Genomic DNA, 16,225 nt, shown 5'->3' on the forward strand with positions numbered 1-16,225 from the left:
GCGACGCCGAACCGGAGGCGCTAGCCCGGGCACAGCCTCCGTCGCAAGTGTCCGATCACGGTTTCATTCCGGCGATCCAGGGTTTGCGCGGGCTGGCCGCGCTGGCCGTCGTCGCGAGCCACATCTATGCGATGCCTTATCTCGCCGGCCTCATTCCGCCGGGCTTCCCGCAATGGGCGGATCTCGCTCTGGCCGCGGGCGGGCGGGGCGTGGAGCTGTTCTTCATCATCAGCGGCTATCTCATTCCGGCCAGCCTGGTCCGGCACGGCGCCTTGTCGAAATTCTTCCTCGACCGGGCGCTGCGCATCATGCCCGTCTTCGTCACGTTGCATGTGGTGCTGTTCGTCATCGGCCCGGTCATCGGCTACAAATTCTTCGCCGGGATCGATCCCCTCTCCTATCTTCGCATCTTCCTGACCAACCTGTTTTTCATTCAGGATTTCGTCGGCGATCCGATTGCTCAGCAGAACGCCTGGACCCTGACCTATGAGTGGGTCTTCTACATTTGGTTCGCGATGCTGTTCACCGCTTTCGCGCGTGGCAGGCTCGCTCTGGCGGTGTGCCTGGCGGCAGTGGCATTGCCGCTGGTCTGGTTCTTTCCGCGAACCATCTATTTCGGATTGGGCATGCTGATGGCCTGGCGGCCGATACGGCTGGTATTGCCCGGAGCGGCTGGCTTGTCGGCCGGCCTCGCCCTGCTCGTGGTGATGTTCGGGCTCTGCGAATATGTATCGCCCTATGCAGGCCTACCGCCGGCCGTGCTCCTCTTCGCCATGGTCCTGTCGGGGCGAAACGGGTTCGCCCGGCTGCTGGAGACGGCGGCGCTCCAATTCGTCGGCAAGATCAGCTACAGCCTGTATCTCGTCCACCCCTTCATTCTTTTCGCCTGTCTTGCGATGGCAAGGCGCCTCGTCGCGCTGGGTCTCGGGCCATGGACGGTCTTCGCATGCTTCGCGGTGCTCGGCGTGGCCGCGAGCCTGATCGCAGCGGCCGCGAGCTACGAGATGATCGAGGTTCGGATGCGGCAGCTGATCCGCCGGAATGTGTCAGCCGTTCGAGCTCTGCCCCGCCTGGGTCGCCTGCCCCGCTCCTGACGCCACACCATCCTGAGGCCTGCGGCTGGACATGGCCCGGGCGGGTGCGCCGACAGCGACGGCACCGGGCGGCACATCCGACAAGACGACGGCATTCGCGCCGATCGCAGACCCGGCTCCAAGACGAACCTGCCCCAGCACGACAGAGCCGGCACCGAGCACGACATCGTCGCCGATCTCCGGAGTCGCGAGCTCGAAGACGCTCTTGGTCCCGATGGTGACGTTCTGCATGATCGAGACACGTCGCCCGATCTGCGCCCGGCCGACCACGATGCCATAGGGGTGCGGAATGTAGAGTCCCCCCTGGATCGTCGCCGCCATCGCGATTTCGGCGCTGAAGAGGAGACAGGTCAGCCACCACACCACACGCCGCACGATCCGGCCGAGCACCGGAATGGCAAGCAAGGCCTCCTGGAAGCGGTGCGACAGCACGAACTGGAAGCCCGGCGTCACGAGCACCATCCGCAGCCAGAAGGCCGCGTTCGGCTCGCAGCGTTCGGCACGAGCGTAAGCCTCGATATCCATGCGGATTTTGGCGAGGACGCTCACGCCGAAGCTGTTCCCGATCCGTTGCGACAGCTCAGTTCCAACCGATCCTCAGCGCCCGATGCCGTCGATATTCGCGGCACTGGAGGTGATCGGGCTGACGACGTTCAACAGCTTGATCACTTCGATCGAGGGCGCTTCCGACACGAAGATCACATCCTTGTCGCGCAGCTGGAAGGAGTTCGCGAGGAACAATCCGTCCGGCTTGCTGAAATCGAGGCTGTAAACCGTCGGGATCGTCTCGCCGATCAGGCTCGACATATCGACGCCGCCACGTTCGAGCATCCGGCGGGATTCGGCGCGCAGCACATAGACCGCCTTCGAGTTCGCGCGCGAGCCGTCGAGCCCACCAGCCTTGGCGAGGGCCTCGGCGAGCATCATCCGGTCATTCTCGAAGCTGAAGCGACGGTTGTTGGATCCCCCGATCGAACCGGGCGAGGGAGTCGAGCCGAAGACGAGGAAGAAGCGCGGCTCCTTCGACAGATAGATCACGTCGCCTGGAGCCATGAAGATATCGTCGGCCGGTCGCTTGATGATATCGCTCAGCATCTGGCGGACCAGCCGACTGCCGCGCTTCACCGTCACCACGGTCTCGTAGGACGGGGAGCGGGCACCACCGGCGCGGGCGACCGCGCCCAGCAGACGGATGCCGCCGGGATCGATGGCGAAGCGCAGCGGCGCGCTCACATCGCCGAGGACGCTGATCTGGTTGCCGCGCTGCTCGACCACTGAAACGACCGCCTGGGGATCGATCGCACGATCCTTGATGCGCTCGCGGATCACCGCGGCGACTTCTCTCGCGGTCAGGCCCGAGACCCGGATCGTGCCGGCATAGGGCACGACGATGCTGCCGGACTGGTCGACCTGCTGACGCGGGATATCGACGAAATTACCGGCCCGGGAGCCGGCTTCGCGCGGGATGAAAAGCCCGCCCGCGGCGGCTTCGAAAACCGTCACTGTCACGATATCGCCGATACCGATGGTGACGTCGCCGCTTCGCTTGCCGCCACCGAGGCTCGACATGGAGCCGAGCGACGAAGCGGTGGCGCCATTGGTCGAGCGCAGAAGCTCCGGCGTGAGCGAAACCAGCGCGTAATTGACCCGTTCATCCGACAGCACCGAGAGCTGCGCATTGGCCTGAACGGACTGGATGTTGGGCGTATCTTGCGGTGTGACGCCCGCACAGGCGGACAGCAAAAGCGCGAGCGAGCTAACGGCGTAAGTGCGGGTCCGCCTGCCAAGCGCTTGGACCGAAGACCCGATGGTAATCAACTCACTCACGCCCGTTCCTTTATGAATAGATCCGGCACTCGGCCTTAACAGCTAAATCGACCTCGAACCACCTTTATCGTTCGCACCTGCAGTATAGGCCGGAATCTGTGGCACGAGGGCCACGGCATTGTTTCTGCAATGCCAGCGTCGGCGACGGCCGGGACTCGATCACCGTGCCGCGTTTCTAGCCGGATTCCTTGCATCTGCCGATACGTTAGCGGCTGAATGACTGGCTGGCTCATGAGCTGGAGAGGTTTCCCGATACAGTTCCTGAAGTTTGATCTGCATGGTGTCGACCAGGAAAAGGCGCCTGAAGCGCTGGAAGCCGGCCTCGCCCATCGGCCGGAGCGGCATGTCCAGAGCCCGTTTCAATCCGGCGACCAACGCTTCTGCGCCGGGCGGCGAGCAGAGAATTCCGGTCACGCCGTCCTCGACGATTTCCGGCAAGGCTCCGACGGCAAATGCGACGATGGGCCTCCGTGCCCGCATCGCCTCCAGCGCGACCAGGCCGAACCCCTCCCAACGGGAGGGGATGACCACGAGATCGGCAGCATCGAGTTGGGCCTCGATGATCTGGGGTGACTGCCAGCCGAGCATCTCGACATTGGCGGGATGCTCCAGCGCCTGCTCGCGCCCGACCACCGTCGAGCCGATCATCCGCAGGTGGACCTCTGTCTGGAGATCGGCCGCGGCTTCCAACAGGATATCGTATCCTTTCTGCCGATCGAGACGGCCGATAAACAGCACCTTCAGGCGCTCATCGGACCATTCGGCGGCGGGATAGTCGGGTCGCTCATTGCTCATGCCGTTGTAGATCAACGCCAGACGCCTGTCCGCGATCCCTGCCTCGAGGGCCGCGCGCCGTTCGCAGTCGGAAATGCAGACGATCCGGTCCGCCAGCGGGGCGAGCAGACGCTCCATCGTCCGCGTGACGACCCGGCTGGCCGTACTGGATTCGCGCAGAAACGCCCAGCCATGCGGGCAGTAGACGACTGCCAGCCTCGGAAACAGCAGTTTGAGCATAGGCCGCAGGATGCCCGAGAAGGTCGAGTGCAGATGCACCACGTCCGGTCGGAAGCGGCGAATGGCCCTGCAGGTGCTGACCGCCATGCCGGACATGCTGCTGACATCCCGGCCTTTGCGAACAAAGGTCGTGATGCTTGCATCCGGCACCGCATCGAGGTCGCGCTTGTGATCCTGGGGAATGACATAGGCGAGATTCTCCTCGCCGAGCGCGACCGCGTGGTGGCGGTGCAATTCGTTCAGATAGGTCGCGATGCCGCCACGCACCGTCTCGGCGACATGCAGGATTCTCGGCGGCCTCGAGCGGTCGGTCATGAGAAATCTCCGCAGGCAAGGTCGGACGTCGAAGCCGCCATAGCCGCGAGGCGCAGGCTGGCGATGGCGACGTGGTGCATCGGCACGGCTGGAGCCGCGAGGATGGGCTGGCGCGCTGACGATGAGCCGATACGGGCAGGATCGGTCATTCTAGCGCCCCGCGAGGGCCGAAACGGCCCTGGTCAATGCTTCGGCGGAGGCTCGCCAGGAATAATGCGCGAGCCGCTGCGACTGCTTCGCTTCGAGCAGATCGAGCGGAGGAACGCCATCGATCCGCTCCTGCATCAACCGCGCGAGAGCCGCCGCATCGCGGGGATCGAAATAACACGCCGCCTCTGCACACACTTCCATCAGAGCCTCGGCGGTCGAGGCGAGCACGGGGCAGCCGAACGTCATCGCCTCCAGCGGCGGCAGGCCGAAGCCCTCGTAAAGGCTCGGAAACACGAAGGCTGTCGCATTCTGGTAGAGCGCGGCGATCTCGGCATCCGACAGCCGCCCCGCCCAGATCGCACCGTCTCCCGAGCCCTGCCCGCCGCCGAAGACCTGCTGGTTTCCGCCTCCGACGACGACCAACGGGTAATCCGGGCGCGCCAACAGCTTGGCCGCCTCGATCGCGACGGCGATGTTCTTGTTGCGGTTCATCGAGCCGACGGCCAGGAAGAAACGCTTTGGCGCCAGGCCGAGCTTGCCGATGATCGAGCCGTCCGGAACGATGCTGCGCAGATGCTCGGCGCTGTTCGGGATGACGCTGAGCCGATCCTCGGGAACCGACAGGGCCGCAGCCAGCTCCCGGCGCGAAAAATAGGAGACCGTCCCGAGCTGCGCCATGCGCGCATAGAGCCGGCCCAGCGTGCGGTGCAGCAGCAGGTAGCTGCGGCTGAAAAACTCCGGATGGCGATAGACCTGGGCGTCGTGGAGCACGATCAGATGCCGCCGGTGCAGAGCAGGCCCGGAATTCGCCAGGCTGACGAGGATTCCGCCCCGCGCGGCGCGCGCCAGGTCGATCTGGTCCCAGGCATGGCCCTTCATGCGCCCCACCCGCCTTTGCCGGATCGCCGCCAGCGGCAGCTCGGTCGCGGCATTCGGCGGCAGCAGCAGGGTGAAGCGGGCGCCGTTCAGCGGGGCTGGCAGGCTACCCGCGACGATCAGCTCGTCCAGCGCCTTCACGAGCTCGGTGGCATAACGCTGCACACCCGTCAGCGCCTGCGACAGGAAGCGCCCGTTGATGAAGATCTCCGGCGGCTGCGCAGGGTTCAAGACGTCGGCTCCTGATGGAGCGGAACGGCTGTCGGGGCTACGCCGTCGGCCTCGAGCGACTTCTTGATCACCGCCGGAACGCCGGCGACCAGAACATTGTCGGGCACGGATTCGCGCACGAGCGCGCCGCTGGCCACGATCGCACCCCGGCCGATCGTCACACCAGGCAGGATCGTGACCCGGGTTCCGATCCACGCCCCGGCGCCGACCGAGACCGGCCTGGCCGCGACCTTGCCCGCTCGCCGGCTAGCGGGTCCGATCTCGTGATCGGCGGTTACGAAGGCGCAATGGGTGCCGATAAAGACCCCGTCGCCGATGGCGATATCGGCCGAAAGGTCGAAATAACACTGCCGATTGACGAAACAGTCGCGCCCGACCGAGAGCCGCGCGACCGGGCCGAGATTGATGTAGCTGTCACCGGCGAAGGCCGTGCCCGGCCCGATGCTGACACCCATGAGGCGATAGATGCCGTTGCGCAGATGTTTGCTGACGCTGTCGGCCGGCAGCAGATTGGCGACCAGATTGCCGATCTGACAGCCCCACTTGCGACGGAAGGTGTTGAATGACATGGCCTGCTCGTTTTCCTGTCAGATGCGGGCCGGCCTGCCGGCCATCGCAAGGACCATGCCGACGACCTCTTTCACCAGGGCAGGCTTGAAGACGAACAGCGCACCCGCATAGATCGCCACACCGGCCGACGCGAAGAGCAGAATGGTCGGAACGGGCCCGAAGGCCGGCAGCAGGCTCTTCAGCCCCAGAAGCGCCGCGATCATCACGCCGGTGGCGAGCAGCGGTGCGGCGACCGCGCGCAAGGTCGCGACGCCTTGCACCCCCGTCGACCGCGACATCGTCCAGAAGATCGCGGGTGTCACGACAGCTAGGCGAATGATGTTGCCGGCAGCAGCAGCCTCGACACCATGGCGGGCGCACAGATAGGCCACCAGCGCGCTGGCAACGAACTCGAAAACGTTGATCGCCAGAACCATGCGCGTCGCACCGACCGCCATCAGCGCATTCGACTTGTAGAAGATCAGCGGGATGAAGATTGATGTCAGCGTCAGGATCTGCATCAGCGGCACGCTCGGAGCCCATTTCGCGCCGAACATCAGGGCAATCAGCTCCGGCGCGATGATGGCCGCGCCGAGAAACATCGGATAGGCGAACACCGCCGTCATCTGCACGAGGCGCAGATAGGCGCGGCCGAATGCGGCCCTGTCGTCCTGCAGACGCGAGAGAGAGGTGAGCGTCACGGCCGTAATCGGCCGGATCGAAAGCTCCTGCAGGAGATCGAGCGCCCGCCACGCGATGCGCAGATAGCCGAGGGCGACGGGACCCAGGACATAGCCCACGATCAGATCGATGATCCGCTGGTTGCCGCTGCCCAGCACCGAGGCGACCGCCAATGTCGACCCGCCGGCGAGCTGGCGCGACGCGACCCCGGCCTTCCAGATCAGGCGCGGCCACCAGCCGGTCGCATAGATCATCGCGACCAGCAGCCAGACCATGTAGATCAACCTCTGCGCCACGAGGCTGTAGACGCCAAAGCCGGTCAGCGCCATGGCCAGCGCAACCACCCCGCTCACGAATGTCGCGGTGACATTGCGGCCCGCCAACGCCTTGAACCCGAATTCCCGCCGCAGCATGGCCTCGTAGACCGCACCAGCCGCGAACAGCAGGCAGGTCAGGGAGAGCCATTGCATCACGGGCTGCAGGCCCGGCGCCGAAAATGCCGCTTCCATCGGGCCGCTGGCAGCGAAGAGCGCGGCGGTGAGAAACCCGCCAATGCCGATGCTGGACCAGAAAGCCGTGCTCGCTTCGTCGTCATGCAGCACCTTCTGCTGGATGACGACCTCGGTGAGCCCGGCCCTGCCGAGCGCACCGCTGAGCTCGATGAAGACCGCCGCGATCCCGACCAGGCCGAACGCCTCCGGCCCGAGCTGTCGCGCCAGCACGATGAACAGCACGAACTGGAAGACGGTCTGCCCGCCCGTCCCGAGCATCATCCAGACGACGCCGGACGCCGTCCGCCCTGCGCCCCGAGCCGCCATCAGGATTTAACCGCTGTCTGAGCACCGAAAGGCAAAAGCGAGCGCAGCTTTCGGAGGACCAGTGAGGGCAGGAACTGGATTGAAGACGGATGCGCGGCCAGCCGTTTCAGGGTGCCGATAATACCCAGATTCCGTCGCGCCTCGAGAGTAATCAGGAATTCGTTGAAGGCGAGCATCCGCGCCCGCCTCTGTTCGACCAGGCGCCGGGCCGCCATCGAAATGCGGGCGCCATAGGCCTGAAGGAAGTCGTCGCACGACTTGGCCTTCTTGATGTAATCGGTCTTGGTGCGGGAGAACTCGGATATCTTGCGCGATACGGGCCCAAAGGTCGGCGTATAGATGTAAAATGCCTCTTTCGCGATCTCCATCCTGGCCTTGCAGGCGAGCAGCGCGGAGTAGAGATACGAATCTTCACCATGCCTATAGGCAGTAGGATAGGCGAGATCATTGGCCTTCAGAAAATCCGACCGGAATATCGGCTTCATCAGGCCGAACTGATAGCCGCTCTCGACAAAATCGTAGCGGAGGAATTCTTCAAGCGTCAGCGTGAAATAGGCCCCACCGAAGTCCTTCAGCCGGTTGATGACCGCGGGGATGGTGGCATCCGCATGATAATCGTGAATGTCGATATTGTCCGCGATCGCGTCGAGTTTCTCTGCCTGCGCACGGGCGATCAACGTCTCCAGCCGCGTGGGTTTGAAGGCATCGTCAGCGTCCAGGATCGCGATCCACTCGCCTCTCGCATGGCGAAAGCCGAGATTGCGCGCTGCCGAGGGCCCCCCATTCGTCTCCGCCTTCACCAGCCGGATGCGACCGTCGATCCTCACCATCTCCTCGACGACCTCAACCGTTGCGTCGCTGGAGACGTCGTCCACGATGACGAGCTCGAAATTCTGCAAGCTCTGATCCTGGACGGATTTCACCGCGCGCCCGATGCAGCCGGCGGCGTTGTAGGCCGGGATGACAACGGTCACGAGAGGCGTTTCGGCCTCGACGGGGGAGGACATGCTCATGCCTTTCGGGGGGTGCGGGGTCACAACTCAGCCAAACGTCTGCTCGGCGCAGCGGCGCCATGTCAGGCTTTCGGCCCAGGCGCGGGCCGCTTCGCCGAGCCGGTCGCGCTCGGGCTGATCGGCCAGCAGGCGGCTGATCGCCATCCCGGCAGCCCGCGGGTCGCGATAATCGACCAGCAGCCCGGTCTTGCCGTCGAGAACGACCTCCGGCACGCCCCCGACCGGGGACGCAATGCTGGGGACGCTTTGGGCCGCCGCCTCGAGATAGACCAGGCCGAACCCTTCGATCTTGTCGCTGCGGTCCTCGCCCAGCAGCAGGAACAGGTAAGCCTGCGCGTAGAGGCCGCGGACATCCTCTTCGGCCAGCGGCCCGGTGAAGATGACAGGCAGCCCGATCGTCGAAGCCTGCGCTTTCAGCGCGTCGGCATGGGCCGGATCGCCGGCCTTGCCGACGACGACGTAAGCGAGCTGGTCTTTTTCCTCCGGCGCCAGATGCTCCAGCGCGGCGAGAACATGGCGATGACCCTTGCGTTCGTCGAGCCGGGAGACGCTGAGGAGCAGCTTCCGGTCGGCCGCAATGCCAAGGCGCAGGCGCAGCTCGGCCGCGTCGCCGGCCGGCGCGAACCAGTTGCGTCCGACGCCCAGGAGGGCCACCTGCGCCCGCGCATCGGTGATCGCCGGATGCTCGCGGCGCGCAATCGTCAGGGTATAGCGGCTGTTGGCGACGACCTTTTCGGCAAGACCGAGCGTGCGACCGGCTCCGACCAGGCGCGGCAGCCGCGCCTGGTTGAGCAGCAGCGCGTCGGTGCCATGCAGGATCACGCGGAACCGCAGCGGCCGCAGCAGGGCGACGAACCGCGCGGCGATGATCAGCGGCCAATCCGCCAGATGCACGATGTCGTAGCGGCCGACATCCGCCGCGAGCAGCCGTCGGACATAGGTCAGCAGCGAGCGCAAGGAATGGCGCGTGTAATGAGCGATCGGAAGGCGTTCGACGGCGAAGGGCAATGCGGCATCGAACGCCGCATTGTCGGTGTCATGGGCCGGCGCGACCACCGTCACCTGATGGCCGAGCTCGGTCGCAGCCCTTGCGATCTCGACGCAATAGGTCCCGACCCCACCCAGAAGCGGAGGAAACTCGTAGGTCAGGATCAGGATGCGTTTTTGGCTCATGAGACGATGATCTCGACCGGCGCGCGCGGTTGGACCCGCCGGAAGGCGATTGCAGGACAGGTCAAGGGGCCGTGAGCTGGACCACCAGCTGATCTGCGGACTTGGAACCGGGTTCGATCACCAGCGGCACCATGGAAAGACGATCGCTCCCGCCCTGCCCCGGGTCGCAAAGACGCCGGCCGGCTGCAGGGGACCCGTCGCGATAGCTGATCTTTCCGGCGGAATCGCGCGCCGTGGTCCAGATGACCCAGACGGGCCGGCCGCTCTTGTCCTTGCCATCAAGCCAACGCAGGCCGGGCTGGGTCCGGCGAAACTGCGCCCCCTCCAGCGAGCGCGAGAGCTTGATCGCCTCCCGATACAGGCAGGCTCCGGGCTTGGCTTTGTTGTCGTAGTCGAACAGGCCGAAATTATCTTCGCGTTCGATCGGGTTCGTGCCGCTGTTGCGCAGCTCGTATACCCAGATGCCCTTGATCCAGCTCTGCGTCGGCGCCCACAGCGTGAACTGGGCGAGATTGGCGGCAGCCAGATCGGGCGGGATGTCGCAAGGGCCCTTATCCGTCGGCCAGCCGAACTCCGTGATGTAGAGCGGCAGCATGCGGCCCGGCGCCGCCGAACGGATCGCCTGATGAAAGGATTCGACTTTCCCGATCAGATTCTCGGCGGTGCGATCGGGCGGGCGGTTGCAATGATTGTAGAAATGGACCGAAATGCCATCGCCCGTCTCGGCGAGCCCGGCCGCCATGGCCCGCTTGGACCAGACCCAGCCGTCATCGTCGCCGATGGAGCCGGTCAGGACCAGCGCGTCGGGGTTCTTCGCCTTGATCGCCTGATAGGCGGCCTTGGCGGTTTCGACATAGTTCTCGGGCGAGTAATCGCTGTTCTCCGAGACCGGCCCCATGGGGCCGATCACAGGCTTGCGCGGCCGCCAACCCATGTTCCACTCGTTCCAGATCTCGTAGATCGCGTTGTATCCGCGCGTCCCGGCAACGACGCGCGATGCGAAATTGGCGAAGAGTTCGCGTTCGCGCGGGGAGGTCGGCGCGTCGCGCACGATCGGCGTGGCTGCGAGCTGGCGCCCCTTCAGGATGAGAACGGGCTGCAGCGTGCGGCTGAGAAGAACCTCGTTCAGGCGCCCCAGCTGCCTTCCGAGCGGATGGTCCGGCTCGGCAACGGTGAAAGCGCCTTCATGAACGTCGTCGCGAAAGCTGCTGACGCCGAGATCGGCGAGCAGTGGTTTCTGCGTTTCGGGCAGATAACCGCGCTGGGGAGTGAACGCGAAATGCGCTCCCACACCGAAAATGAAGTCGCTCGCCATGGCCGATGTCGAAACGGACACAGCCATGAGCAGCGCAGTCGCCGCGATCGTCTTCAGGGCGCGCATGGCCAGCCGCATCTCCTCCGACCGGTCATCCGCCGATCCCTGCTGCACTGCACAATGAAAGCATGGCAGCATCGTGATCGCAACTAGCTTGGCGCCACCCCACTGTGCAGAAAGCGCCCGCGCCAGAGAACGAACAACGTCGCGGCCCCGGCCAAGACGAGCTTGGCGACCAGCAGCGGGACCGGCGCCGAGGGAGCCAGCCCCAAAGCGAGAACGGCGATCGAGGCTGCGGCGCCCAACGCCATCGGCCCTGCCGCCGGGCGGGCTCCGAACCGGATCGTGGGCTTTGCCATGGCCAAGCCCCAGAGCAATGTCGCCGTGCCCACCAGCCAGAGTGCGGAGGCAGCCGAACCGCGCTGCGCGAGTACGAACCAGCAGAGCGGCACCGTGAACAGCAACTGTCCGAAGGCGACCAGAATCAGCCGCTGGGTCTGCTTCAGGAGATGCACCACCACCGCGCCGGTCACCTGGAGATGGGTGTTGACGAAGGCGAGAAAGGTGACCGCCGGCGCAACGGCGAGAAAGGCCGGCAGCGCCGCTGCCGGCACGAACAGCCAGGCGAAATCGGGCGTAAAGGCGATCATGCCCGCCATCAGGAGGGATGTGCAGCAGAACAGGAAGGCGAACAGCTTGGCGGTCGCCGGCTGCGCCTCGGCCCGGCCGCCGCGGTCGTATTTCGCCGCCACCTCGGGGAAGGACACCATATGGACAGCAGCGACGAGCACCGAGAACGGCCGCTGCAACAGGTCGAAGGCGAGCGAAAACCCAGCCGCCTCCGTGCTCGACGGCCCGAGTCTGCCGACGACGAGGAAGCGCAGCGATACTGCGGCGCCCAGATGCATGACCGAGGCGGCGGCAGCCTTCATGCCGTAGCCTGCGAAGGCGGCCAGATTACTCTTCGTGACCTCATCGCGCCGCCAGCGCATCAGCGTCCGGTCATAGGCGAGGGTCGCCGAAACGCCGCAGATCTGCGCCAGCAGCATCCCCGCCAATGCTGCTTCGGCACCACCGCCAAGCCAGGCACCGATCGCGGCAAAGGTGACGAGGCAGGTGGAGCGGATGATCGCCAGCCCCGCCGAAGCCGCGAGGCGATTATCGACCCGCAGAACGGTCAGCAGGAGGTCCGCCAGGCTCTGGGCGATGGCCACGCCGAGCGCCAGCCCCGCCGTCAGCCGATGCGCCGCGGTGAAGTGAAAGGTGATCGGGCCCACCACCAGCAAGGCGGCGGCACTCAGTGCGAAGGCGCTCAGAACCGCACTGCGCAGTCGCTGCTTCCGGCCCTCGGGCGCGCCGGCGAGAAAGCGGGTCGCCGCGATCTGAAGCCATTCGAAGGCAAGGACCGCGATGAACTGGCTGAGTGCGACCACGAGCGAGAACTGGGTGTAGGCGCTGCTCTCGACGAGATGACTGACAGCGAAGACGAGCCCGATCGCGGCCACGCTCTGGTAAAGATAGCCGCCCAGTACGAAGAGTTTCGTCATCGGCAGACACCGACGCGCAGCGATAACCTCGTCCAGGGACCGGACGGCCTCACCTGCGCGAGCCGGCCCGCGCGGCGGCGATGGCACGGTCGTAAATTTCGCGATAGGCCGCATCGACATCGGCCATCGTGCGCCGGGCGCCACGGGCCATCAGCCGGTGATGCATCGCGCGGATCTTCTCAAGCTCGCGCGCCAGCGTCGCCAAGAGGCTGGCCATCGCATCGGGCTCGGGCGCGACGATCCAGCCATTGATGCCTGGCTCGATCGCTTCCGGAGATCCGCCATAGGGCGAAACGATGACGGGACGGCCGGCGGACAGCGCCTCCTCGATCACCAGCGCGCCCGGCTCTTCCCAGAGCGAGGGCGCGATGACGATGTCGACCTGGCTGAGCAGGACATCCGGCTGGACGTAGCCGAGAAAAAGGATATCGGCCCCCGCCGCCAGCTTGCACAGGGCCTCCTTTTCGTCGTCGCTGAGCCGGCAGGCGATGACGAGTCTCACCATCCCCGCAGGCAACCTCGCGACAGCCTGCACGAGCTGGCTGATGCCCTTCTCGTAATGTGGCCGGCCCATGAAGCCGATCGAGAAGGCTCCGCCTCCGGGGCCAGCCAGATCCCGCGGCACCGGCCCGGACCATGGCGAGGCATTGCGCACCACCGCTCGGATGGGCGTATCGTGAAAGAGCTGCTCGCGCTGATGGATGTCGATGATGCGCTGGCTGACGCCGACCACCGCCGAAACGCTGCGTGTTCTGCGGCGTCTCGTCCGCGTCAGCACCGAGCAGGAGACGCAAGTCGTCGCGCAGACCTTGCCGCCGCTGAACCGCGACGCGCGCGCGCAGGTAAGATAATAATCGTGCAGAGTGTGGACAACCGGCACGTTCCGGTCCTGCGCCACCCGCCAGATATCGGCGCCGAGCCCAACCAGCGTGTTCGAATGAAGCACGTCGGGGCGAAACGTCTCGATCCGCTGCGCCATCAACTCATCGGCACCGGCGCGATCATCGATCATGTGCCACGCGAACCTGACCGGAGCCGGTTTGCGCGGACCATAGGCCCAGTAGATATTGCTCTGGCGCGCGGAATGGACAGGAACACCATTCACCGTCTCCGGCGCTCCATCGCCCTGGGGATGCGCGCGGATGACCTCGACCTCATGCCCCTCTGCCACGAAACGCTCCGCAAGCCGCTGAACGAAGAGCTCAGCGCCACCGAAAATGTAAGGAGCCCTCGGTGTCGGATAGAGCGAAGTGCTCATCAAGATACGCATACGTCGCCCAAGCCAGGCCGCATCCGGCCGAGGTCGATCGTCACTGTGGCAGGCCTTCTCAAAGGTTAGGTCGACAAACTGGACCGGACTGAAGCATATATATCTAAATGAGCCGTCGCGATGGTTTCGGCCGAGAACATCTTCAACACTTCGTCAGAAGCAGGATGGCTGCCGCGCCAGCGATCAGGCTGTTCCATCGCACTGATCATGAGGTCCGCCAGGCGCTTGCCGTCGCGCGGTTCATACATGCCGATGAGAGCGGAATGCTCCGCGATTTCAGGGATGCCGCCGGCGGTCGAGCAGATCGTCGCCCGCCCTGCGCCGATGCTTTCGATCAATGTGCGCGGCAGCGGCTCGGGCCAGATCGAACTGATGAGGCAGACATCCACCCCGGCATAGAAATCCGCCGGCCGGGTGAAGCCGAGCCATTCGATCCGGGGATCGGGGTAGCGGCGCTTCAGCGCCTCGATATAGGTGTCGATGCCGCGCCCCGCGACACGCAGCTTCCATCCGGTGGGGGGCAGAAGCCTCGTCGCCTCCAGAACGACCTCGATCCCCTTCTCGTCTTCCACGCGCCCGATATAGCCGAAAACAATGTCGGTCTCTCCGGGGCCCGCTCCGGCCGCGCTCGTGTTCACGATATTGCGGATCACGGCTTGGCGGGCCTGCGAAAAATAGCCGCGTTTGGTGTGCGCCTCCAGCATGTACTGGCTGTTCGAGATCACCGCATCGACGGCCGAGGCGCGCAGCTTGAAACCGGCCGTCATCGCGACACAGGGCGCGCAGCGTCGTTCGCAGGTCCGGCCTCGCGCAAACAGCGTCGAGCGCTTGCAGATCGCCGTATAGTCCCGAAGGGTGTGGACGAGCGGCACGGCATGCTTCTTGGTCTGGGCCCAGATCGCCGCGGAAAATCCGATCAGATTGTGGGTATGTACGAGATCGGGACGCTCCCGGTCGAGAATGTGACCGAATCGCGCGGCTGCTCGGCTATTCCAGACGTCGTGGGCGTGCCACCGCAGGCGTTGTCCGGCCGTGGGGCGCTGTGTGAGGCCGAAGGGCCAGTAAATGTTATCCAGCGGGACGCGATGGATCTTCACGCCCTCGACCGTCTCCTCGGTCTCCTCGTCAGCGTCATGAAAGGTGACGACACCGATCTGCGCCCCTCGCTTCGCGAGAGCCTGGGCGAGCAGCGACACCGATACCTCGGCCCCCCCGATGATAGTCGGCGGGTAGAGCGTATTGACGAAGATCAGTTTCAAGACGGACTGTGCCTCGGCGCTCGAGAGGTCGCGACCTGAGGCTGCGACGGTTTGGTCGATCCGGCGCAGTGCCGATGGTGCGACAAGAGATCGAGCCAGTTCGATACAGCCTGCGTCGGCTCTATAGCGCCGACATTAGACATGGCCGGAGCATAGTTTTCGCCTCATCGCAGATCAACCGTTTTTTGCGGCACTGCAACATGATTGAGCGGCTTCTCAAACCGTGGCGTGTGCCCAATCCTGCATCTCGGAATGGCGCGATTCGCGGTCTTGGCGGGGATAAGGCGAAGGCTTGGCCTGTCCTTCGGATCGTTGCAGCCTCAAGGAGTGGCGCGTGGCTTCAAACCTAGGCGAAGCGGCCTTCGCCGTGCCGGACGGCGGCTGGCTTCCTGCTGACACCCGGATTTACGCGATCGGGGACGTCCATGGGCGCGCTGATCTGCTGAAGAGCGTGGTGAGCCGTCTGGTCCAGGACCTCGCCGACCACCCCGTCCGCATGCCGATGATCGTCTTCGTCGGTGATTATCTCGACCGCGGTCCGGATTCCGCCGGGGTGATCGACATCATTCTGGCGCTGCGGCGTCGCGTGGCGACGGTTTGCCTATGCGGGAACCACGAACTTTATGCCTTGCGCTTCCTGCAGACGCCGGCAACCGGACAGGCCTGGTTCGAGCTCGGCGGCCGTCAGACCCTGACATCCTACGGGGTTTCGCCACCCTGGCAGCTTGACCCTGCCGGCCTCGAAGCGGCGTCGCAAGCCTTCGCCGAGGCGTTGCCGGACGAGCACTTCTATTTTCTGACGACGCTCGGCCTGACTTTCAGCCTGGGCGGATATCTCTTCGCGCATGGCGGGATCGCTCCCGACCGGCCGGTGGCGGAGCAGGATCAGTCGATCGTCACCATGATCCGGGACTCCGGACCGGACCCGCTATCCGAGAAGGGCGTGGTTCTCGTGCATGGCCACACGCCGACCAAGGCCGTCGTCCTGGACCGGAATCGCCTCAACATCGACACCGGCGCCTACGCCACAGGGCGCCTGTCCTGCCTCGTGATCGAGGAGGACAGGCTGCGGCTGCTCTGAAGCGCAGGCATC

General features: G+C 65.1%; 14 protein-coding genes. 2 read left to right on the forward strand and 12 right to left on the reverse strand.

Going from position 1 to position 16,225, the window contains the following annotated elements; genetic code table 11:
• Window positions 1–47: 47 nt before the first annotated feature.
• A complete protein-coding gene (locus ACOJTB_RS15775; RefSeq protein WP_420103472.1) occupies window positions 48–1,094 on the forward strand; it encodes an acyltransferase family protein in 1,047 nt (348 codons plus the stop codon).
• Here the strand turns inward: ACOJTB_RS15775 and epsC are convergent.
• The 12 genes from epsC to ACOJTB_RS15835 form a co-directional block, all read right to left on the reverse strand.
• Window positions 1,047–1,643 (reverse strand): serine O-acetyltransferase EpsC, encoded by a 597-nt coding sequence (gene epsC / locus ACOJTB_RS15780; protein WP_420103473.1) that lies wholly within the window; start codon window positions 1,641–1,643, stop codon window positions 1,047–1,049. The genes ACOJTB_RS15775 and epsC overlap by 48 nt on opposite strands.
• Window positions 1,644–1,691: 48 nt before the next feature.
• Window positions 1,692–2,921: a polysaccharide biosynthesis/export family protein gene (locus tag ACOJTB_RS15785; protein WP_420103474.1), complete on the reverse strand. Its 1,230-nt coding sequence runs from the start codon at window positions 2,919–2,921 to the stop codon at window positions 1,692–1,694.
• 159 nt (window positions 2,922–3,080) lie between these two features.
• Window positions 3,081–4,250, reverse strand: coding sequence for a glycosyltransferase (locus ACOJTB_RS15790; protein WP_420103475.1), 1,170 nt, complete (start codon window positions 4,248–4,250; stop codon window positions 3,081–3,083).
• Between the two features lie 150 nt (window positions 4,251–4,400).
• Entirely contained in the window at window positions 4,401–5,507 is a 1,107-nt protein-coding gene (locus ACOJTB_RS15795; protein WP_420103476.1) for a glycosyltransferase family 4 protein, read from the reverse strand.
• Window positions 5,504–6,076 (reverse strand): acyltransferase, encoded by a 573-nt coding sequence (locus tag ACOJTB_RS15800; protein ID WP_420103477.1) that lies wholly within the window; start codon window positions 6,074–6,076, stop codon window positions 5,504–5,506. The genes ACOJTB_RS15795 and ACOJTB_RS15800 overlap by 4 nt, the downstream gene beginning before the upstream one ends.
• Window positions 6,077–6,094: 18 nt before the next feature.
• A complete protein-coding gene (locus ACOJTB_RS15805) occupies window positions 6,095–7,555 on the reverse strand; it encodes a lipopolysaccharide biosynthesis protein (RefSeq protein ID WP_420103478.1) in 1,461 nt (486 codons plus the stop codon).
• Entirely contained in the window at window positions 7,555–8,562 is a 1,008-nt protein-coding gene (locus ACOJTB_RS15810; RefSeq protein ID WP_420103479.1) for a glycosyltransferase family 2 protein, read from the reverse strand. The genes ACOJTB_RS15805 and ACOJTB_RS15810 overlap by 1 nt, the downstream gene beginning before the upstream one ends.
• A 33-nt stretch (window positions 8,563–8,595) precedes the next feature.
• Window positions 8,596–9,741: a glycosyltransferase family 4 protein gene (locus ACOJTB_RS15815; RefSeq protein ID WP_420103480.1), complete on the reverse strand. Its 1,146-nt coding sequence runs from the start codon at window positions 9,739–9,741 to the stop codon at window positions 8,596–8,598.
• 61 nt (window positions 9,742–9,802) lie between these two features.
• Complete coding sequence (locus ACOJTB_RS15820; protein ID WP_420103481.1) at window positions 9,803–11,122, reverse strand: cellulase family glycosylhydrolase; 1,320 nt, start codon at window positions 11,120–11,122, stop codon at window positions 9,803–9,805.
• Between the two features lie 83 nt (window positions 11,123–11,205).
• On the reverse strand, window positions 11,206–12,603 hold the full coding sequence (locus ACOJTB_RS15825) for a polysaccharide biosynthesis protein (RefSeq protein ID WP_420103482.1): 1,398 nt from the start codon (window positions 12,601–12,603) through the stop codon (window positions 11,206–11,208).
• Between the two features lie 49 nt (window positions 12,604–12,652).
• Window positions 12,653–13,873: a glycosyltransferase family 4 protein gene (locus ACOJTB_RS15830; RefSeq protein ID WP_420103483.1), complete on the reverse strand. Its 1,221-nt coding sequence runs from the start codon at window positions 13,871–13,873 to the stop codon at window positions 12,653–12,655.
• A gap of 65 nt (window positions 13,874–13,938) precedes the next feature.
• Window positions 13,939–15,132 (reverse strand): glycosyltransferase family 4 protein, encoded by a 1,194-nt coding sequence (locus ACOJTB_RS15835; protein WP_420103484.1) that lies wholly within the window; start codon window positions 15,130–15,132, stop codon window positions 13,939–13,941.
• 367 nt (window positions 15,133–15,499) lie between these two features.
• On the opposite strand from ACOJTB_RS15835, the gene ACOJTB_RS15840 reads away from it, so the two are divergent.
• Window positions 15,500–16,213 carry a metallophosphoesterase gene (locus ACOJTB_RS15840; protein ID WP_420103485.1) on the forward strand — a complete coding sequence of 238 codons (714 nt, stop codon included), beginning with the start codon at window positions 15,500–15,502 and terminating at the stop codon, window positions 16,211–16,213.
• Window positions 16,214–16,225 lie beyond the last annotated feature (12 nt).

It is taken from the genome of Allobosea sp., from assembly GCF_048595345.1.
Taxonomy (GTDB): Bacteria; Pseudomonadota; Alphaproteobacteria; order Rhizobiales; family Beijerinckiaceae; genus Allobosea.

Excerpts from the sequence above, each read along its gene's own strand:
- ACOJTB_RS15810 (WP_420103479.1), bottom strand. The coding sequence starts at position 8,562 with ATGTCCTCCCCCGTCGAGGCCGAAACGCCTCTCGTGACCGTTGTCATC.
- ACOJTB_RS15800 (WP_420103477.1), bottom strand. The coding sequence starts at position 6,076 with ATGTCATTCAACACCTTCCGTCGCAAGTGGGGCTGTCAGATCGGCAAT.
- ACOJTB_RS15790 (WP_420103475.1), bottom strand. The coding sequence starts at position 4,250 with ATGACCGACCGCTCGAGGCCGCCGAGAATCCTGCATGTCGCCGAGACG.
- ACOJTB_RS15830 (WP_420103483.1), bottom strand. The coding sequence starts at position 13,873 with ATGCGTATCTTGATGAGCACTTCGCTCTATCCGACACCGAGGGCTCCT.
- ACOJTB_RS15815 (WP_420103480.1), bottom strand. The coding sequence starts at position 9,741 with ATGAGCCAAAAACGCATCCTGATCCTGACCTACGAGTTTCCTCCGCTT.
- ACOJTB_RS15825 (WP_420103482.1), bottom strand. The coding sequence starts at position 12,603 with ATGACGAAACTCTTCGTACTGGGCGGCTATCTTTACCAGAGCGTGGCC.
- ACOJTB_RS15805 (WP_420103478.1), bottom strand. The coding sequence starts at position 7,555 with ATGGCGGCTCGGGGCGCAGGGCGGACGGCGTCCGGCGTCGTCTGGATG.
- ACOJTB_RS15820 (WP_420103481.1), bottom strand. The coding sequence starts at position 11,122 with ATGCGCGCCCTGAAGACGATCGCGGCGACTGCGCTGCTCATGGCTGTG.